Annotated in this window: 12 protein-coding genes; 5 read left to right on the top strand and 7 right to left on the bottom strand. The window is 60.4% G+C overall.

The window, feature by feature from the left end; all coding sequences use genetic code 11:
• Nucleotide 1: 1 nt before the first annotated feature.
• Nucleotides 2–358 carry an NADH:ubiquinone oxidoreductase gene (locus tag ACV8MC_RS06800; protein WP_150637215.1) on the bottom strand — a complete coding sequence of 119 codons (357 nt, stop codon included), beginning with the start codon at nt 356–358 and terminating at the stop codon, nt 2–4.
• Nucleotides 359–398: 40 nt separating this feature from the next.
• Between ACV8MC_RS06800 and ACV8MC_RS06805 the strand changes: the two genes are divergently transcribed.
• Nucleotides 399–1,364 (top strand): CobW family GTP-binding protein, encoded by a 966-nt coding sequence (locus ACV8MC_RS06805; protein WP_310218655.1) that lies wholly within the window; start codon nt 399–401, stop codon nt 1,362–1,364.
• Between the two features lie 6 nt (nt 1,365–1,370).
• Here the strand turns inward: ACV8MC_RS06805 and ACV8MC_RS06810 are convergent, their stop codons facing one another.
• Entirely contained in the window at nt 1,371–1,784 is a 414-nt protein-coding gene (locus ACV8MC_RS06810) for a DUF3301 domain-containing protein (protein ID WP_076564658.1), read from the bottom strand.
• Between the two features lie 117 nt (nt 1,785–1,901).
• Here ACV8MC_RS06810 and pdxY point away from each other — a divergent pair, with 117 nt between their 5' ends.
• Nucleotides 1,902–2,774 carry a pyridoxal kinase PdxY gene (pdxY, locus tag ACV8MC_RS06815; protein WP_041476573.1) on the top strand — a complete coding sequence of 291 codons (873 nt, stop codon included), beginning with the start codon at nt 1,902–1,904 and terminating at the stop codon, nt 2,772–2,774.
• Nucleotides 2,775–2,858: 84 nt separating this feature from the next.
• Here pdxY and ACV8MC_RS06820 read toward each other — a convergent pair whose 3' ends face one another.
• The gene (locus ACV8MC_RS06820) at nt 2,859–3,854 is read right to left on the bottom strand and encodes an IS110 family RNA-guided transposase (protein WP_150638880.1); all 996 of its coding nucleotides are present in this window, start codon (nt 3,852–3,854) and stop codon (nt 2,859–2,861) included.
• Between the two features lie 302 nt (nt 3,855–4,156).
• On the bottom strand, nt 4,157–4,639 hold the full coding sequence (locus ACV8MC_RS06825; protein WP_016772447.1) for an acyl-CoA thioesterase: 483 nt from the start codon (nt 4,637–4,639) through the stop codon (nt 4,157–4,159).
• Nucleotides 4,640–4,917: 278 nt separating this feature from the next.
• Here ACV8MC_RS06825 and ACV8MC_RS06830 point away from each other — a divergent pair, with 278 nt between their 5' ends.
• A complete protein-coding gene (locus tag ACV8MC_RS06830; RefSeq protein ID WP_041476574.1) occupies nt 4,918–6,681 on the top strand; it encodes a cation:proton antiporter in 1,764 nt (587 codons plus the stop codon).
• A gap of 21 nt (nt 6,682–6,702) precedes the next feature.
• Here the strand turns inward: ACV8MC_RS06830 and ACV8MC_RS06835 are convergent, their stop codons facing one another.
• From ACV8MC_RS06835 to uvrD, 3 genes are all read right to left on the bottom strand, one after another.
• Nucleotides 6,703–7,110 carry an SMI1/KNR4 family protein gene (locus ACV8MC_RS06835; protein ID WP_038359443.1) on the bottom strand — a complete coding sequence of 136 codons (408 nt, stop codon included), beginning with the start codon at nt 7,108–7,110 and terminating at the stop codon, nt 6,703–6,705.
• Between the two features lie 135 nt (nt 7,111–7,245).
• Nucleotides 7,246–8,121, bottom strand: a complete 876-nt coding sequence (locus ACV8MC_RS06840; protein ID WP_122506273.1) for a Tim44 domain-containing protein — start codon at nt 8,119–8,121, stop codon at nt 7,246–7,248.
• A 300-nt stretch (nt 8,122–8,421) separates the two neighbouring features.
• Nucleotides 8,422–10,605 carry a DNA helicase II gene (gene uvrD / locus ACV8MC_RS06845; protein ID WP_095181201.1) on the bottom strand — a complete coding sequence of 728 codons (2,184 nt, stop codon included), beginning with the start codon at nt 10,603–10,605 and terminating at the stop codon, nt 8,422–8,424.
• 256 nt (nt 10,606–10,861) lie between these two features.
• On the opposite strand from uvrD, the gene ACV8MC_RS06850 reads away from it, so the two are divergent.
• Together ACV8MC_RS06850 and hexR are read left to right on the top strand one after the other, a co-directional pair.
• The gene (locus tag ACV8MC_RS06850; RefSeq protein WP_457264873.1) at nt 10,862–13,735 is read left to right on the top strand and encodes a putative bifunctional diguanylate cyclase/phosphodiesterase; all 2,874 of its coding nucleotides are present in this window, start codon (nt 10,862–10,864) and stop codon (nt 13,733–13,735) included.
• 127 nt (nt 13,736–13,862) lie between these two features.
• Entirely contained in the window at nt 13,863–14,729 is an 867-nt protein-coding gene (gene hexR, locus ACV8MC_RS06855; protein WP_007962240.1) for a transcriptional regulator HexR, read from the top strand.
• Nucleotides 14,730–14,934: the final 205 nt, after the last annotated feature.

Here is a 14,934-nt window from a genome sequence, read left to right on the forward strand (position 1 = left end):
ATCAGGGCTTGCGCCAGACGCCCTGGCTCTGGCCTTCGCAATATGGCTTGAGATACGCCGCATCGGTGGCCACGCCGTAATAGTGGATATCCTGGCGATAGGGCATATTGGCGACTTGCGCGTTGCTGCATACGCCGAAAGCTGCGCTCGGGCACTGGTCGACGTATTGCACCTCGACCTTCTGCCCGGCCAGCGTCGGTTGGCAGAAGCCGTCATTGAACAATTTCTGCGGAATCGTCCGGTTCTGCTGACAGACTTTGACGTCGAGCCGTTCGCCCTGTGTGTGCACCACGCAGGCCTGAGCCCACGCTTCACTCGACAGCAGCGCCAACAGCAACGACCATCCCGACCAGCGCATCTTCGATCTCCTCAATAACTGTCCGCAGAAAGTACCCGCCATGTTGCAGAACATTCCGACCCACGTCATCGCCGGCCCGTTGGGCGCCGGCAAGACCAGCCTGATTCGCCAGTTGCTGGCGCAACGGCCTGCGGACGAACGCTGGGCGGTACTGATCAACGAGTTCGGCCAGATTGGTCTGGACGCCGCGCTGCTGACTCGCGACGACGATGGTATCGCACTGGGTGAGGTGGCCGGGGGCTGCCTGTGTTGCGTCAATGGCGCGCCATTCCAGATCGGCCTTGGCCGCCTGCTGCGCAAGGCCAGGCCGGATCGACTGTTTATCGAGCCATCCGGGCTGGGCCATCCGGCGCAATTGCTCAAGCAACTGAATGAGGCGCCGTGGCTGGGTGTGCTGGCGGTTCAGCCCTGTGTTCTGGTTTTGGACGCTCAGGCATTGCACGCAGGTAGAGCCTTGCCGGACGCTCAGCAGCAAGCGTTGGCCAGTGCGGGGTTGTTGCTGCTGAACAAAGCGGAAGATCTCGATGAAACAGCTCGAAACAGAATCGCCAGCCAGTTGCCGCCCGTCAGGCTGATCTGGACGCAGCAAGCGCAACTGCCTCTGAGCGAGCTTCCGGGGCTGGCAGTAAAGGCGAACGAAGACGCAGGGCATCTGCCGCTGCCCACTGGATTGGCACAGCTGCCAGCGGTCTGGAGCGATCCGGCCGAACCGATCTGCCTGAGTCAGGCTCAAGAGGGGGGCTGGAGCATCGGTTGGCGCTGGCATCCGGGGCAGGTATTTGATCAAGCACGCATCGCCGATTGGCTGAGCGCGCTCGACTGGAACCGGGCGAAACTGGTTATCCACAGCACGGATGGCTGGGTTTCGGGCAATGCGCTGGAGCATGCCGAGCTGAGTTGGCAAGCCAGCGAATGGCGAAAAGACTCAAGAATTGAGCTGATCTTCGCTGAACCGCAGAACATCGAACAGCTGCAAGCCGGTTTGGCTGAATGCCGGATTCAATGAGTCAGCTCAAGGCTTCCACTTGGTATGTTCCTGGCGCCACTGGCTCAGCTCAATGACTTCTGCGCGAGGCTTGTGCACTTCGACCACCGGCGGCGTGTCGTCGAACGGCGCCGGGTAGGGTGCCAGTTCAATCTGCGCACTGTGCGCGCCGAACTGGGTGACGGTGCCGTTGTGGCGGCTTTCGCCAGTCACGGTGAACTCGAAGTTGTAGACCCGCGCCAGTCGCCTGCGACCGTTGGCATCCTTGATCAGCCCGATCTTTTTCAGCGCGACGTTACCGTCCAGCAGCTCGACGCCGACATTGGTGCAATGCTGTTTGACCCGCTCCAGCGCGCGCTCGCGCAAGCCGTGGTTGTGCCATAGCCAGGCACCAGCGGCGGCGAACAGCATCAGCACGAAGATGTTTTCCAGGGTCAGCATCGACATCGAACTCCAAAAGATGGCGTCAGCTTAACTGTCTCGCCGGTCTGTCGTACAGGCTGTGTTTCGTCGCATACTGCGCGGCTTGAATTTCAATCGTTTTACGGAATGACCCGAATGAAACGTACGCCTCATCTGCTCGCCATCCAGTCCCACGTGGTGTTTGGCCACGCCGGCAACAGCGCTGCGGTTTTTCCGATGCAGCGGGTCGGGGTCAACGTCTGGCCGCTCAACACCGTGCAGTTTTCCAACCACACCCAGTATGGTCAGTGGGCCGGTGAAGTGCTGGCGCCGCAGCAGATCCCCGAGCTGATCGAAGGCATCGCTGCGATTGGCGAGCTGGGCAATTGCGACGCGGTGCTGTCCGGCTATCTCGGTAGCGCCGCGCAGGGCCGGGCGATTCTCAGCGGTGTGGCGCGGATCAAAGCGGTCAATCCGAAGATGCTGTATCTGTGTGATCCGGTGATGGGCCATCCAGAGAAGGGTTGCAGCGTGCCCACCGAGGTCAGCGATTTCCTTCTCGATGAAGCGGCTGCCGTGGCGGACATCATGTGCCCGAACCAGTTGGAGCTGGACAGTTTTTCCGGGCGCAAGCCGCAGTCGCTGTTCGATTGCCTGGCGATGGCGCGAGCGCTGCTGGCGCGCGGGCCGAAAGCGGTGCTGGTCAAGCATCTGGATTATCCGGGCAAACCGGCGGATGGCTTCGAAATGTTGTTGGTGACGGCTGAGGGCAGTTGGCATTTGCGCCGTCCCTTGCTGGCGTTTCCGCGTCAGCCGGTGGGCGTGGGCGATCTGACATCCGGCCTGTTCCTGGCGCGGGTACTGCTGGGCGACACGCTGTTGGCGGCATTCGAATTCACCGCAGCGGCAGTGCATGAGGTGTTGCTGGAAACCCAGGCGTGCGCCAGTTATGAGCTGCAACTGGTGCGGGCGCAGGATCGCATTGCGCATCCGCGGGTGAAGTTCGAGGCTACCGCGATCAGTCTGTAATCTCGTCGTTGTTCAAAAAAGATCGCAGCCTTCGGCAGCTCCTACATGGGTTTGCATTCCAAAATGTAGATACTCTGTTCACGGTCAAGCTTTTTGGGTGTGTTTATCGCTAAAAAGCTTGGCTGTACTGAAGTCTTCGCCTGCCCGCATGCAGGCCCATAGTCCGGTCAGGTATTTGCGCATGACTGCGACAATAGCCTGCATCTTCCTCTTTCCTCGAGCCACCAAGGCTTCGTAAAACGCTTTAACGTTCGGGTCGCAACGTATGGCGGTCAGCGCAGGCATGTACATCGCTGATCGCAAATAGGCATTGCCGCCCTTACTTATCCGGCCGGGTTTATCAATGCTGGTGCCTGATTGCGTGAGTCGGACATCGAGTCCGGCATGGCGGCTGACCTGCGCTGACTTGAGCGTTACCGGTAAGGTCGTCAGTTCAGCCAGCGCCGCAAATACTGAGATCTCACCCATGCCAGGGGCGGCGATCATGTGGGCGAACTGGGCGCTCAACGTTGGGCAGTTGTCGATCAGTGCCCGACCAGCGAGTCGGAAACGCTCGATTCGTTTGTCAAAGGCGTTGATGGCTTCTTCTTCGTCTTCAATCAGCATCAGAAGAGTTGTTTGAGTGGCTTTTAGTGCATGCAGCTCGTTTTTGGCGCGGGTGCGATGACCCGTCAAACGATTGATGTGGCGACCGATAGCGCGTAGCTCAAGCTGTATTGAAGTGGGCGGCGTCCACAACCTTGGGCTCATGCGTTCGCCGTACTCAGCTAATAACTGGGCATCGATTGCGTCCGTTTTGCTGTTTTTCAGCATCAGCTTTGCAAAGTTGTGAAAACTCTTCGGATTGATAACCGAGACTGGCAAACCCGCCGCAGCGAGCTCCATGGCCAAGTCCAGGTAGTAGATTCCGGTGGCTTCCATCACCACAGATATAGGCTTGAGCTCAAGTAACTTGCCGACAGCAGCTTTGCGCCCCGCCGGTGTCTGGTCGATATTGCACTGACCTGCAAAACGGCCGCCATTGCGCCAGCCCATCGCTGTAGTGCGAGATCCCACATCCAAACCGACGTGCATGTTCATGCTTTCAACTCCAAGAGAACTGAGTTAAAAATGCTTCCTGGTTCCCCTGACCTCGAACTTCATGCCACTGCAACCTTGTAATGCGAAGTCCGACTCGTCGGCTTCTCGATACTCTTCGTGGTGGGCAATGAGGCGGGGGGACCTCTCTACATACAAGGAGCAAGTCCTGCCTTAAGGAGCGATCGGTCTCCCCCAGAAACACATCTTCGTATGTCGCACCAGCGAGCTTAGATCTCATTCATGCTGGTGTGTGGGGAACATACAAGGAGCTGCCGAAGGCTGCGATCTTTTGCTTTTTGGTCTCAGGCGTCGCCCTTGATCTCCTGATAACGCTTCTCCAGTTCCTGACGAATCTGCCGGCGCTGCTGCGCCTGCATGAAGCGGCGTTTGTCTTCGCTGTTCTGCGGTTGCAACGGCGGCACGGCGGCCGGTTTGCGCTGATCATCCACCGCGACCATGGTGAAGAAGCAGCTGTTGGTGTGGCGCACCGAGCGTTCGCGGATGTTTTCGGTGACCACTTTGATGCCAACTTCCATCGACGTGTTGCCGGTGTAGTTGACCGAGGCGAGGAACGTCACCAGTTCGCCGACATGAATCGGCTCGCGGAAAATCACCTGATCCACCGACAGGGTCACCACGTAGCGCCCGGCATAACGGCTGGCGCAGGCGTAGGCCACTTCGTCGAGGTATTTGAGCAGGGTGCCGCCGTGGACATTGCCAGAGAAGTTGGCCATGTCGGGGGTCATCAGTACCGTCATCGACAGCTGGGCGTTTCCGGGTTCCATAACGTTCTCACGGATCAAGGCTGATAGCAGGAAGCGCCTCTGCGGGCACCTGGTGGCTTTTCAAAAAGCACCGTTATCGGGACGCCGCGCGGCGGGCCGCCGTCACGCCGGTAGCGATCTGTTTCCATATATTGCACCGGCTTCCAGAGCGAAGTCGCGGTGTTAACCTGCAAAAGCCCTGCCCAAGGGCAATTCCTACATTAAAAGCGGATTTTTACCCTGCTCGCGCAGAACGTCTTACGTCTGTCCGCGCGCCTCGTCATCAAGGAGCCTACGCCATGCATGCCATCAGTTTTATTCAGGATCTGGCAGTGATCATGCTGGTCGCGGGCGTGGTAACCGTACTGTTTCATCGTTTCAAACAACCGGTGGTGCTCGGCTACATCGTCGCCGGCTTCATCATCGGCCCGCATACGCCGCCGTTCGGCCTGATTCACGACGAAGAAACCATCAAGACCCTGGCCGAACTCGGGGTGATCTTCCTGATGTTCTGCCTCGGCCTGGAGTTCAGCCTGCGCAAGTTGTTCAAGGTTGGGGCAACGGCGTTCATTGCCGCATTTCTCGAAATCATCCTGATGATCTGGATCGGTTACGAAATCGGTCGCTGGTTCGACTGGAACACCATGGATTCGTTGTTCCTCGGCGCGATTCTGGCGATCTCCTCAACCACCATCATCGTCAAAGCGCTGAATGATCTGAAGATGAAAAACGAGCGCTTTGCGCAGTTGATCTTCGGTGTGCTCATTGTCGAGGACATCCTTGGCATTGGCATCATTGCGTTGCTGTCGAGCATCGCCGTCAGCGGCACGGTGAGCTCGGGCGAAGTCTTCTCCACGGTCGGCAAGCTGTCGCTGTTCATGATCGTCGCGCTGGTCATCGGCATTCTGTTGGTGCCGCGTCTGCTGGCATATGTGGCGAAATTCGAAAGCAACGAGATGCTGCTGATCACCGTGCTCGGCCTGTGTTTCGGCTTCTGCCTGCTGGTGGTCAAGCTCGAATACAGCATGGTGCTTGGCGCTTTCCTGATCGGCGCGATCATGGCCGAGTCCCGGCAATTGCTGAAAATCGAACGGCTGGTCGAGCCGGTTCGCGACCTGTTCAGTGCGATCTTTTTCGTCGCCATCGGGCTGATGCTCGACCCGCTGATTCTCATCGAATACGCCTGGCCGATCGCGGTGATCACCGTGGCCGTGGTGCTGGGCAAGATGTTGTCCTGCGGCCTCGGTGCGTTTATCGCTGGCAACGACGGACGGACCTCACTGCGGGTCGGCATGGGTCTGTCACAGATTGGCGAATTTTCCTTCATCATCGCCGCGCTGGGCATGACCTTGCAGGTGACCAGCAACTTCCTCTACCCGGTCGCTGTAGCCGTGTCGGTGATCACCACGCTGCTGACGCCGTACCTGATTCGCGCGGCAGATCCGTTGTCGATCAAGCTCTCGGCAGTCGTGCCCAAGCGTCTCGGGCGTGTACTCGGCATGTATGGCGAATGGTTGCGCAGCATCCAGCCGCAAGGTGAGGGCGCGCTACTGGCGTCGATGATCCGGCGGATCCTGTTGCAGGTCGGGGTCAATCTGGCGCTGGTGATTGCGATCTTCTTTGCCGGCGCATACTTCGCCGAGCGCATCTCGTTGTGGCTGCAGGACTGGATCAGCGATCCGAGCTGGCAGAAGGCACTGATCTGGGGCGGTGCGTTGCTGGTCTCGCTACCGTTCCTGATTGCGGCTTATCGCAAGCTCAAGGCGCTGTCGATGCTGCTGGCGGAAATGGGCGTCAAGCCGGAGATGGCCGGGCGTCACACACAGCGAGTGCGCCGGGTGATCGCCGAAGTGATCCCGATTCTCTCGCTGCTGGTGATTTTCCTGCTGTTGGCAGCCTTGTCGGCCAGTATCCTGCCGACCAACAAGCTGCTGGTGCTGATCGCAGTCGTGGCGGCCGCCGTAGCGGCGCTGCTCTGGCGCTGGTTCATCCGCGTGCATACGCGGATGCAGGTGGCCTTGCTGGAAACCCTCGACAACCATAAGGAATCGTCGGGGCATTGACCCACAGGGGCGTTTGGCGGCTCAGCTTTCCAGCCAGACGTCCCGCGCCCAGTGCCACACCGATTCCCAGGTTTCTTCAGCAATCAGTTCTTCTTCGGCCTGCCACAGCACCACGGTGCCGTCTTCTTCGACACAGTAGTAGTCATCGCCGTCCTGACAGATCGGGATCAAGCTGCGATCAACACCCACGTCCCATGCATTGGCTGCCACGTCCGGCAGATAAGTGTGCGATTGCGGATCAGTGACGGTCACCGGCTCGAGGCTGCCATAGACCACATCGCTGACGGTCAGCAAAAATTCTTTGAAGACGAACGGAATGTCGATGAACAGTTGTTCTTCGATTTCCACCAGCAGGTCTTCGTCAGGCAATTCCAAAGGAACCGGTACGGGTTCGTTGGCTTCGCGCAGTTGTTCGATGATTTCTTCCACGTCCGGGATCCTCTTGCTGAATGGCGCGGTTTATATGGGCCGGTTTATACAGTAGCTCGCCATAGATGCAACCGTGAAATGAAAAACCCCGGCCGAGGCCGGGGTTCTGTTACCGCAAGTGAAGCGCAGCAGGGATCAGCCGTTCTGGCGGATACCGGCGACCAGCCAAGGCTGGTTGTCGCCCTGCGGACGTTCCATGTTCCAGCTTTCGCTGAAGACTTCGCCCTGGTCGAAACGTGAGGTTTTCGACACGCCGGTGAAGGTCAGGGTGGCGATGGTCTTGTCGGCACGATCGTCGACGCCGTCCAGTTGCACCTGCAGGTTGTCGATGTAGGTCGACTGGAAGCCATCGCCCAGATCCGCTCGCTCACGCTTGAGGAACTCAAGCATTTGCGGGGTCACGAACTCGGCGATCTTGTCCATTTCGTTGGCGTCCCAGTGCTGCTGCAGCGACTGGAAGTGGCTGCGCGCAGCTTCAAGGAAGCGCTGTTCGTTGAACCAGGCCGGTGCATTGATCACCGGACGGGCAGCAGCCGGAGCGGCCGAACCACCGAAGATCGAACCCATGGCGGCAGGCTTCTGCTCGAACACTTCACGCTGCATCGGCGCGCCGGCCGGAGCGAATTGCTCCTGCTGCTTGCGACGACGGGCGGCGATGAAGCGGAAGATCACGAACGCGATCAGGGCCATGATCAGGATGTCGAAGATCTGCATGCCCTGGAAGCCGTCGCCCATGAACATCGACGCGAGCAGGCCACCGGCGGCAATACCCGCCAATGGGCCGAGCCAGCGCGACGCACCGCCGGCCTTGGCCGCGGCGCCAGCAGCACCGGCAGCGCCAGCGGTCGCTGCTGCGCCGCCCACGCCTGGAGAAGAGGGAGCCATCTGGCTGGTCTGGTGCGTCGGCGCAGCGCCGGCGCTTTTGCCACCACCAAAGCGCTTGGCGTTGGCGTCGAGGCTCATCGTCAGGCCGATGCACAACGCCATGGCGATGCTAAGAAAACGTTTCATAAAGGGTATTCCCGTTTTGTGGAGACACGCGCGCCATGTTGCACAGCTGAAGTGTTACTGGCTAGCGAGAGAGTGTTTCGGGCTTTTGCCTGACAGGTTGCGTTCAGCTTGGCGAGGCAATCAGCCGATGTACTTTTGTCTGTAGGAAAAGGCGATAGGTTCAGAGGGATTGATGCACTTGCGTCGCATAACCTGTGGGAGCGAGCCTGCTCGCGAAGGTGTCGTGTCAGGCAAATGATTGCTTGATGACACAGCGCTTTCGCGAGCAGGCTCGCTCCCACATGGGTTCAGTGCCGGTGATTAGATCGCTTCCAGCTTGGCATAGCCGAGCATCAGCCACTTGCTGCCTTCGCTGAAGTTCACCTGCACCCGGGCCTGGGCGCCGGAACCTTCGAAGTTGAGGATCACCCCTTCGCCGAAGATCGAGTGACGTACGGCCTGACCGAGCACAAAACCGGTTTCCGGAATCTCGCTGCCGTTGAACAGGCTGCTGCCGCTCATCGACTGGTTGCCGCCGAACGGTCGGCTGACGCTATTGGACAGGCGCACTTCCTGGATCAGGCCTTTCGGCACCTCGCGGACGAAACGCGACACCTTGTTGTAGGTTTCGCTGCCGTACAGGCGCCGGGTTTCGGCGTAGGTCATGACCAGATTCTGCATCGCCCGGGTGATACCGACGTAAGCCAGACGCCGTTCTTCCTCGAGACGCCCCGGTTCTTCCAGGCTCATCTTGTGCGGGAACAGGCCTTCTTCCATGCCCACGAGGAACACGTAAGGGAATTCCAGGCCTTTGGCGCTGTGCAGGGTCATCAGCTGCACGCTGTCTTCGTGCTCGTCGGCCTGAGTGTCGCCGGCCTCCAGCGAAGCGTGGCCGAGGAACGCCGCCAGTGGGGTCAGTTCTTCGTCCTCTTCGGTGTTCTCGAAGTTACGTGCGGCGCTGACCAGTTCCTCAAGGTTTTCCACCCGGGCCTGGCCTTTTTCGCCTTTTTCCGCTTCGTGATAAGCGATCAGGCCGGATTGCTCGATGACGGTTTGCGTCATCAGGTGCAGCGGCATCTCGGCGCACTTGGCGGCGAGGTTCTCGATCAGTTCGATAAATGCACCGAGCGCGCTCGCTGCACGGCCGGTCAGGCCTTTGTTGGCCACCAGCTGGCGCATCGCTTCCCACATCGATACGTCGCTGTGCCGCGCATGCTCGCGGATCGCTTCGACGGTTTTCTCGCCGATGCCCCGCGCGGGTACGTTGATCACTCGCTCCAGCGCCGCGTCGTTGCCACGACCTTCGAGCAAGCGCAGGTAGGCCATGGCGTTCTTGATTTCCGCGCGTTCGAAGAAGCGCTGACCGCCATAGATGCGGTACGGGATGCGCTCGCGCAGCAGGGCTTCTTCGAGCACCCGCGACTGGGCGTTGGAGCGGTACAGAATCGCAATATCGCTACGGGCCAGACCGGTTTTCAGCGCGCTTTCGATGGTTTCCACCACGTAACGCGCTTCGTCATGCTCGTTGAACGCGGCGTACAGGTTGATCGCTTCGCCATCGCCACCGTCGGTCCACAGCTCTTTACCGAGACGCCCGGTGTTGTTGGCGATCAAAGCGTTGGCGGCTTTAAGGATGCCGGCAGTGGATCGGTAGTTCTGCTCCAGGCGAATCGTCTCGGAGTCCGGGAAGTCCGAAGAGTACTGATGGATGTTCTCGATCTTCGCCCCGCGCCAGCCGTAAATCGACTGGTCGTCGTCGCCGACCACCATCAGGCTGTCGCCGCCCTTGCCGAGCAGGCGCAACCAGGCGTACTGCACGGCGTTGGTGTCCTGGAATTCGTCGACCAGAATATGCCGGAAGCGCTTTTGGTAATGCGCCAGCAGGCCCGGGTGATCGCGCCACAGATCGAGCGCACGCAGCAGCAGTTCGGAGAAGTCGATCACGCCAGCCCGCAGGCACGCTGCCTCGTAGGCTTCGTAGATCCCGCGCATGGTAGCGAGGAACAGGTCGCCGCTGGCCTGAATGTGTTGCGGCCGCAGACCTTCGTCTTTCTGGCCGTTGATGAACCACTGCGCCTGACGCGCCGGCCAGCGTTGCTCGTCCAGGCCCAGTTCGCGGATCACCCGCTTGACCAGTCGTTGCTGGTCATCGCTGTCGAGAATCTGGAAGGTCTGGCTCAGGCCCGCTTCCTGCCAGTGCGCCCGCAGCAAGCGGTGCGCGAGGCCGTGGAAGGTGCCGACCCACATGCCGGCCGGGTTGATGCCCAGCAACTGCTCGATGCGATGGCGCATCTCGGCAGCGGCCTTGTTGGTGAAGGTCACCGACAGGATGGAGTGAGGCGAGGCGTTTTCGACCTGGATCAACCAGGCGATACGGTGCACCAGCACTCGGGTTTTACCGGAACCGGCGCCGGCCAGGACCAACTGACGGCCAACGGGGGCTGCTACGGCCTGGCGTTGGGCATCGTTGAGGGAGTTCAGCAGAAGGGAGAGATCATCGCGCATCGGGGCATTCTAGGGTGCGCCGCAGGCCCGGGCAAACCGTGCGTTGCATTAGCCGATGAAAGTGCTGCCGATGACGACCGGTCGGTCACTGGCTGCAGGCTTCGGCCCGTCTCGCCTGAGGGGTTGCAGCGGTGCGCAAGCGGCGGAAAATTTCCCCGCAATTGTGATCGGCAGCAGTTTGGCATCGGGATCGGCTTGTGTATGCTCCGTCCACGTTTCGGGCGCACGCCCTCCTATAAGAACAAGAACGTTGCCCATGATCCTCAGCGCCGAACTGTCGGGGCCCTCCGTGGACCCCCGGGTGATCCGCAAGCACTATGCCGTCGAAATGGCGGTGGAGCGCACGCGTCTGCTGTATCAGGGCTCGTTGTTGCCCACGCTGTTCATGTTGATCAATGGTCTGGTCTGCGCCGCTTTGCTCTGGAGCCCGCAGCGCTACTTCGTGGTCAGCGTCTGGCTGGTGTGGCTGCTGTCGCTGGTCGCGCTGCGGGTGATTCAGGTGGCCGCGTTCGATTCGGCGATTCCCGATCGTCAGGCCCAGCCAATCTGGTTCCGCATGTTCCTGCTCGGTTCGACCATGACCGGCCTGACCCTGGCCGGAGCCGGCATCGCTCTGGTGCCCGCTGACAACTTCATGCAGCAAGCCTGGGTGTTCGGCCTGATCGGCGCGGCAACGCTGTCGGCCAGCGTCGCCTACGCGGTGAGCCTGCCGGCGTTCCTCTCGTTTACCTTGCCGTGCCTGCTGCCAGCGATCGGCTACCTGTTCTGGGGCGGCGACGATCAGGCGCGGGGCTGGGGCTGGCTGGGGCTGATCCTGCTCGGTTCGCTGAGCGTGGTGGCGTGGCAGGTCAATCGGCTGATCGACCGTGGATTGCTTCGGCGCTTCCAGAATCAGCATCTGATCGAGCATTTACAGCAAGCGCAAACGTGCAGCGAACAACTCAATCAGGAGCTGGGCAAAGAGATCGAACAGCGCCGCTGTGCCGAGGCGCAATTGCGTGAAGCGCAGGTCGATCTGGAAGATCGCGTGGCCCAGCGCAGCCGCGAACTGGATGCCGCCAATCAGGCCCTGAGCAAAAGCGAAGCGCGCCTGGCGCTGGCGCTCAAGGCCAGTGAGCTCGGATTGTGGGACTGGAACCTGCAGACCGACGAAGTCCACCACACACAGATTCAGGAACTGTTCGGCCTCGCCCCGGAATACGTCACCGCGCTGCTGCGCGACCTCAAGCCACGACTGCACCCTGAGGATGTGCCGTCACTCAAGTTCGCCCTGGTCGAGCATCTGAAGGGGCGCACCGAGGATTATCAGGTTGAGTATCGCCTGCGCCACGGCGACGGCCACTGGGTGTGGATCGAGGACCGTGGCCGCGCCGTAGAGCGCAGCGCCAGCGGCCGGGTGATCCGCATGGTCGGCACTCGCCGCGATATCAGCGCCAGCAAAAGCCTTGAAGAGCAGCAGCGGCTGGCGGCCACGGTGTTCGAAGCGGCCAGCGAAGGCATCGTGATTCTCGACCCGAACTACGCGCTGATTGCGATCAACCAGGCGTTCAGCCGGGTCACCGGTTACGAGATCGACGACATGCTCGGGCGCAACGTCGTCGAGTTGCCCTGCAGCCGCGATGCCCATCGCCACTATGTGGCGATCCGGCATGCACTGGAGCAGCACGGCAGTTGGCAGGGTGAGTTGGTGGAAACCCGCAAGAACGGCGAGTTGTACCCGCAGTGGTTGCAGCTCAACGCGGTGCGCGACAGCCGGGGCAATGTCAGCCATGTTGTCGGCTTCTTCGCCGACCTCTCGGCACGGCGTGCGTCGGAAGAACGCCTGCGTTATCTGACCCATTACGACGAGCTCACCGGCCTGGCCAACCGTTCACTGTTCCGCGAACGCCTGCACGAAGCCCATCAGCGGGTGCGGCAGGGCGGGCGCCGCAGTCTCGCATTGCTGCACATCAATCTGGATCGTTTCAAATTGCTCAATGACAGCCTCGGCCATGAAGTCGCCGATCAGCTGCTGCAAAAAATGGCGCGGCGGCTGGTCAATGCCTTGCCTGAGGCCGACACCATTGCGCGCTTGTCCGGAGACGAGTTTGCCGTGCTGTTCGATGCCTACGGCAATCTGTCGAGCCTGGCACGGGTAGCGACGCGGTTGTCGGCCAAGCTGCGTTTGCCGCTGAGCGTCGACGGGCATGAATTGGTGGTCAGCGCTTCGATGGGCATCAGCCTGTTGCCGGACAACGCGCGGGAGATTTCCGCGCTGGTCAGCCAGTCGAACATGGCCATGCAGCATGCCAAACATCTGGGCGGCAACAATTTCCAGTTCTTCACCGACAGCCTGCAAGCCAGCACACTCGAACGCTTGCAGCTGGAAAACCACTTGCGCCGAGCCATTGAAGAACAGCAACTGACAGTGTTCTACCAACCCAAACTGTGCCTGCAAACCGGCCGCATGAATGCCGCTGAAGCGCTGGTGCGCTGGGATCATCCGAGCATGGGCCAGGTGCCGCCGGCAGATTTCATTGGCCTGGCCGAAGAGACCGGTCTGATCGGGCCGATCGGCGAATTCGTTTTGCGTCAGGCGTGCTGGCAAGCCTGCGAATGGCAACGGCAGGGGCTGGCGCCGATCCGCGTGTCGGTGAACCTGTCGGTGCATCAACTGCGCCAAGGCAAGCTGGTCAGTCTGGTCCGGCAAGTGCTGGAAGAAACCGGGCTGGCGCCGCACTACCTCGAGCTGGAGCTGACCGAGAGCCATTTGCTCGACAGCGTCGAACACATCATTGCCACATTCCAGCAACTGCGCGATCTGGGGGTGAAACTGGCGATCGATGATTTCGGTACCGGGTATTCGTCGTTGAGTTACCTCAAGCGCATTCCGGTGGATTACGTGAAGATCGATCAGGCGTTCATTCGCGGCTTGAGCGAGGGCAGTGCGGACGCGGCGATCACTCGCGCGATCATCGCTATGGCCCACGGACTGGCCCTCAAAGTCGTCGCCGAGGGTGTCGAGCGTGAGGATCAGCTGGCATTTCTGCGCGCCGAACGCTGCGACGAAGTGCAAGGTTATCTGATCAGCCGGCCGGTGGACGCTGCCCGTCTGGCCGGGCTTTTGCGTGATCAGGCCAATCCGCAGTAAGGGCTACATGCACCTCAGCGCGCCTGATGCCGGGACATCGAGTTACGCATTGAGCAGGCAAAATGCCCATTCATGTAGTATAACTACAAGCTTGCTACATCCTTGCCCACAAGAAGAGTCCAGCCCCTTGAATCTGCTGCAACACATCGCCCAGTCACGTCACCTGTTACGCAAGTCGGAGCTCAAGGTCGCCGACCACGTGCTGCTTGACCCTGCGGCAGTGATGCACAGTTCCATGGCCGACCTGGCTCACAGCGTCGGCATCAGCGAGCCGACCATCGTGCGCTTCTGCCGCGCCATCGGTTGTTCCGGCTTTCAGGATCTCAAACTGAAACTGGCGCAAAGCCTGGCCGCCGGCGCCAGCTTCGGCCAGTTCGCGATCCACGAAGATGACTCCGTCGCCGACTACAGCCTGAAGATTTTCGACACCACGCTGCACACTTTGATGGAAGTGCGCGAGAAGCTCGACCCGGTCGAGTTGCAGCGCGCAGTGACGCTGATGTCGCAGGCGCAGCGTGTCGAGTTCTACGGCTTCGGTGCCTCGGGCGCGGTGGCGGCGGATGCGCAGCACAAGTTCTTCCGGTTGCTGCTGACCGCGGCGGCGTACTCCGACCCGCACATGCAGGCCATGTCAGCCGTTACCTTGAAACCGACCGATGTGGCGATCTGTATTTCCCAGTCGGGGCGCTCCAAGGATCTGCTGATCACAGCTAACCTCGTTCGCGAGAGCGGGGCGTCCTTGATCACCCTGTGCCCGAGCCAGACGCCGTTGGCCGAACTGTCGACCGTCAATCTGGCGATCGATGTGCATGAAGACACCGAGATCTACACGCCGCTGACCTCGCGAATCGCCCACCTGGTGGTGATCGACGTGCTGGCAATGGGCGTGGCCATGGCGCGCGGGCCGAGCCTGGTCAATCACCTCAAGAGCGTGAAGCGCAGTCTGCGCAGTCTGCGTTTGTCGCCCAAGGCCGTGAAAGCGCTGGACGATTGAGCAAGGTCGTTCCGACCTTGTTCGCGAGCAGGCTCGCTCCCACAGGGGGGCTTCTGAGAACATAAATTCTGGGTCATAACGGGATCAAATGTGGGAGCGAGCCTGCTCGCGAAAGCGTCCTCAACAACAGCACATCCCTGCGCACATTTCATCACATTGTCATCCCCGCGCAGCCAAACCGTCATCCCCCACGCCTATCGTGAAA

The organism is Pseudomonas sp. PK-RTE-24 (assembly GCF_054052265.1).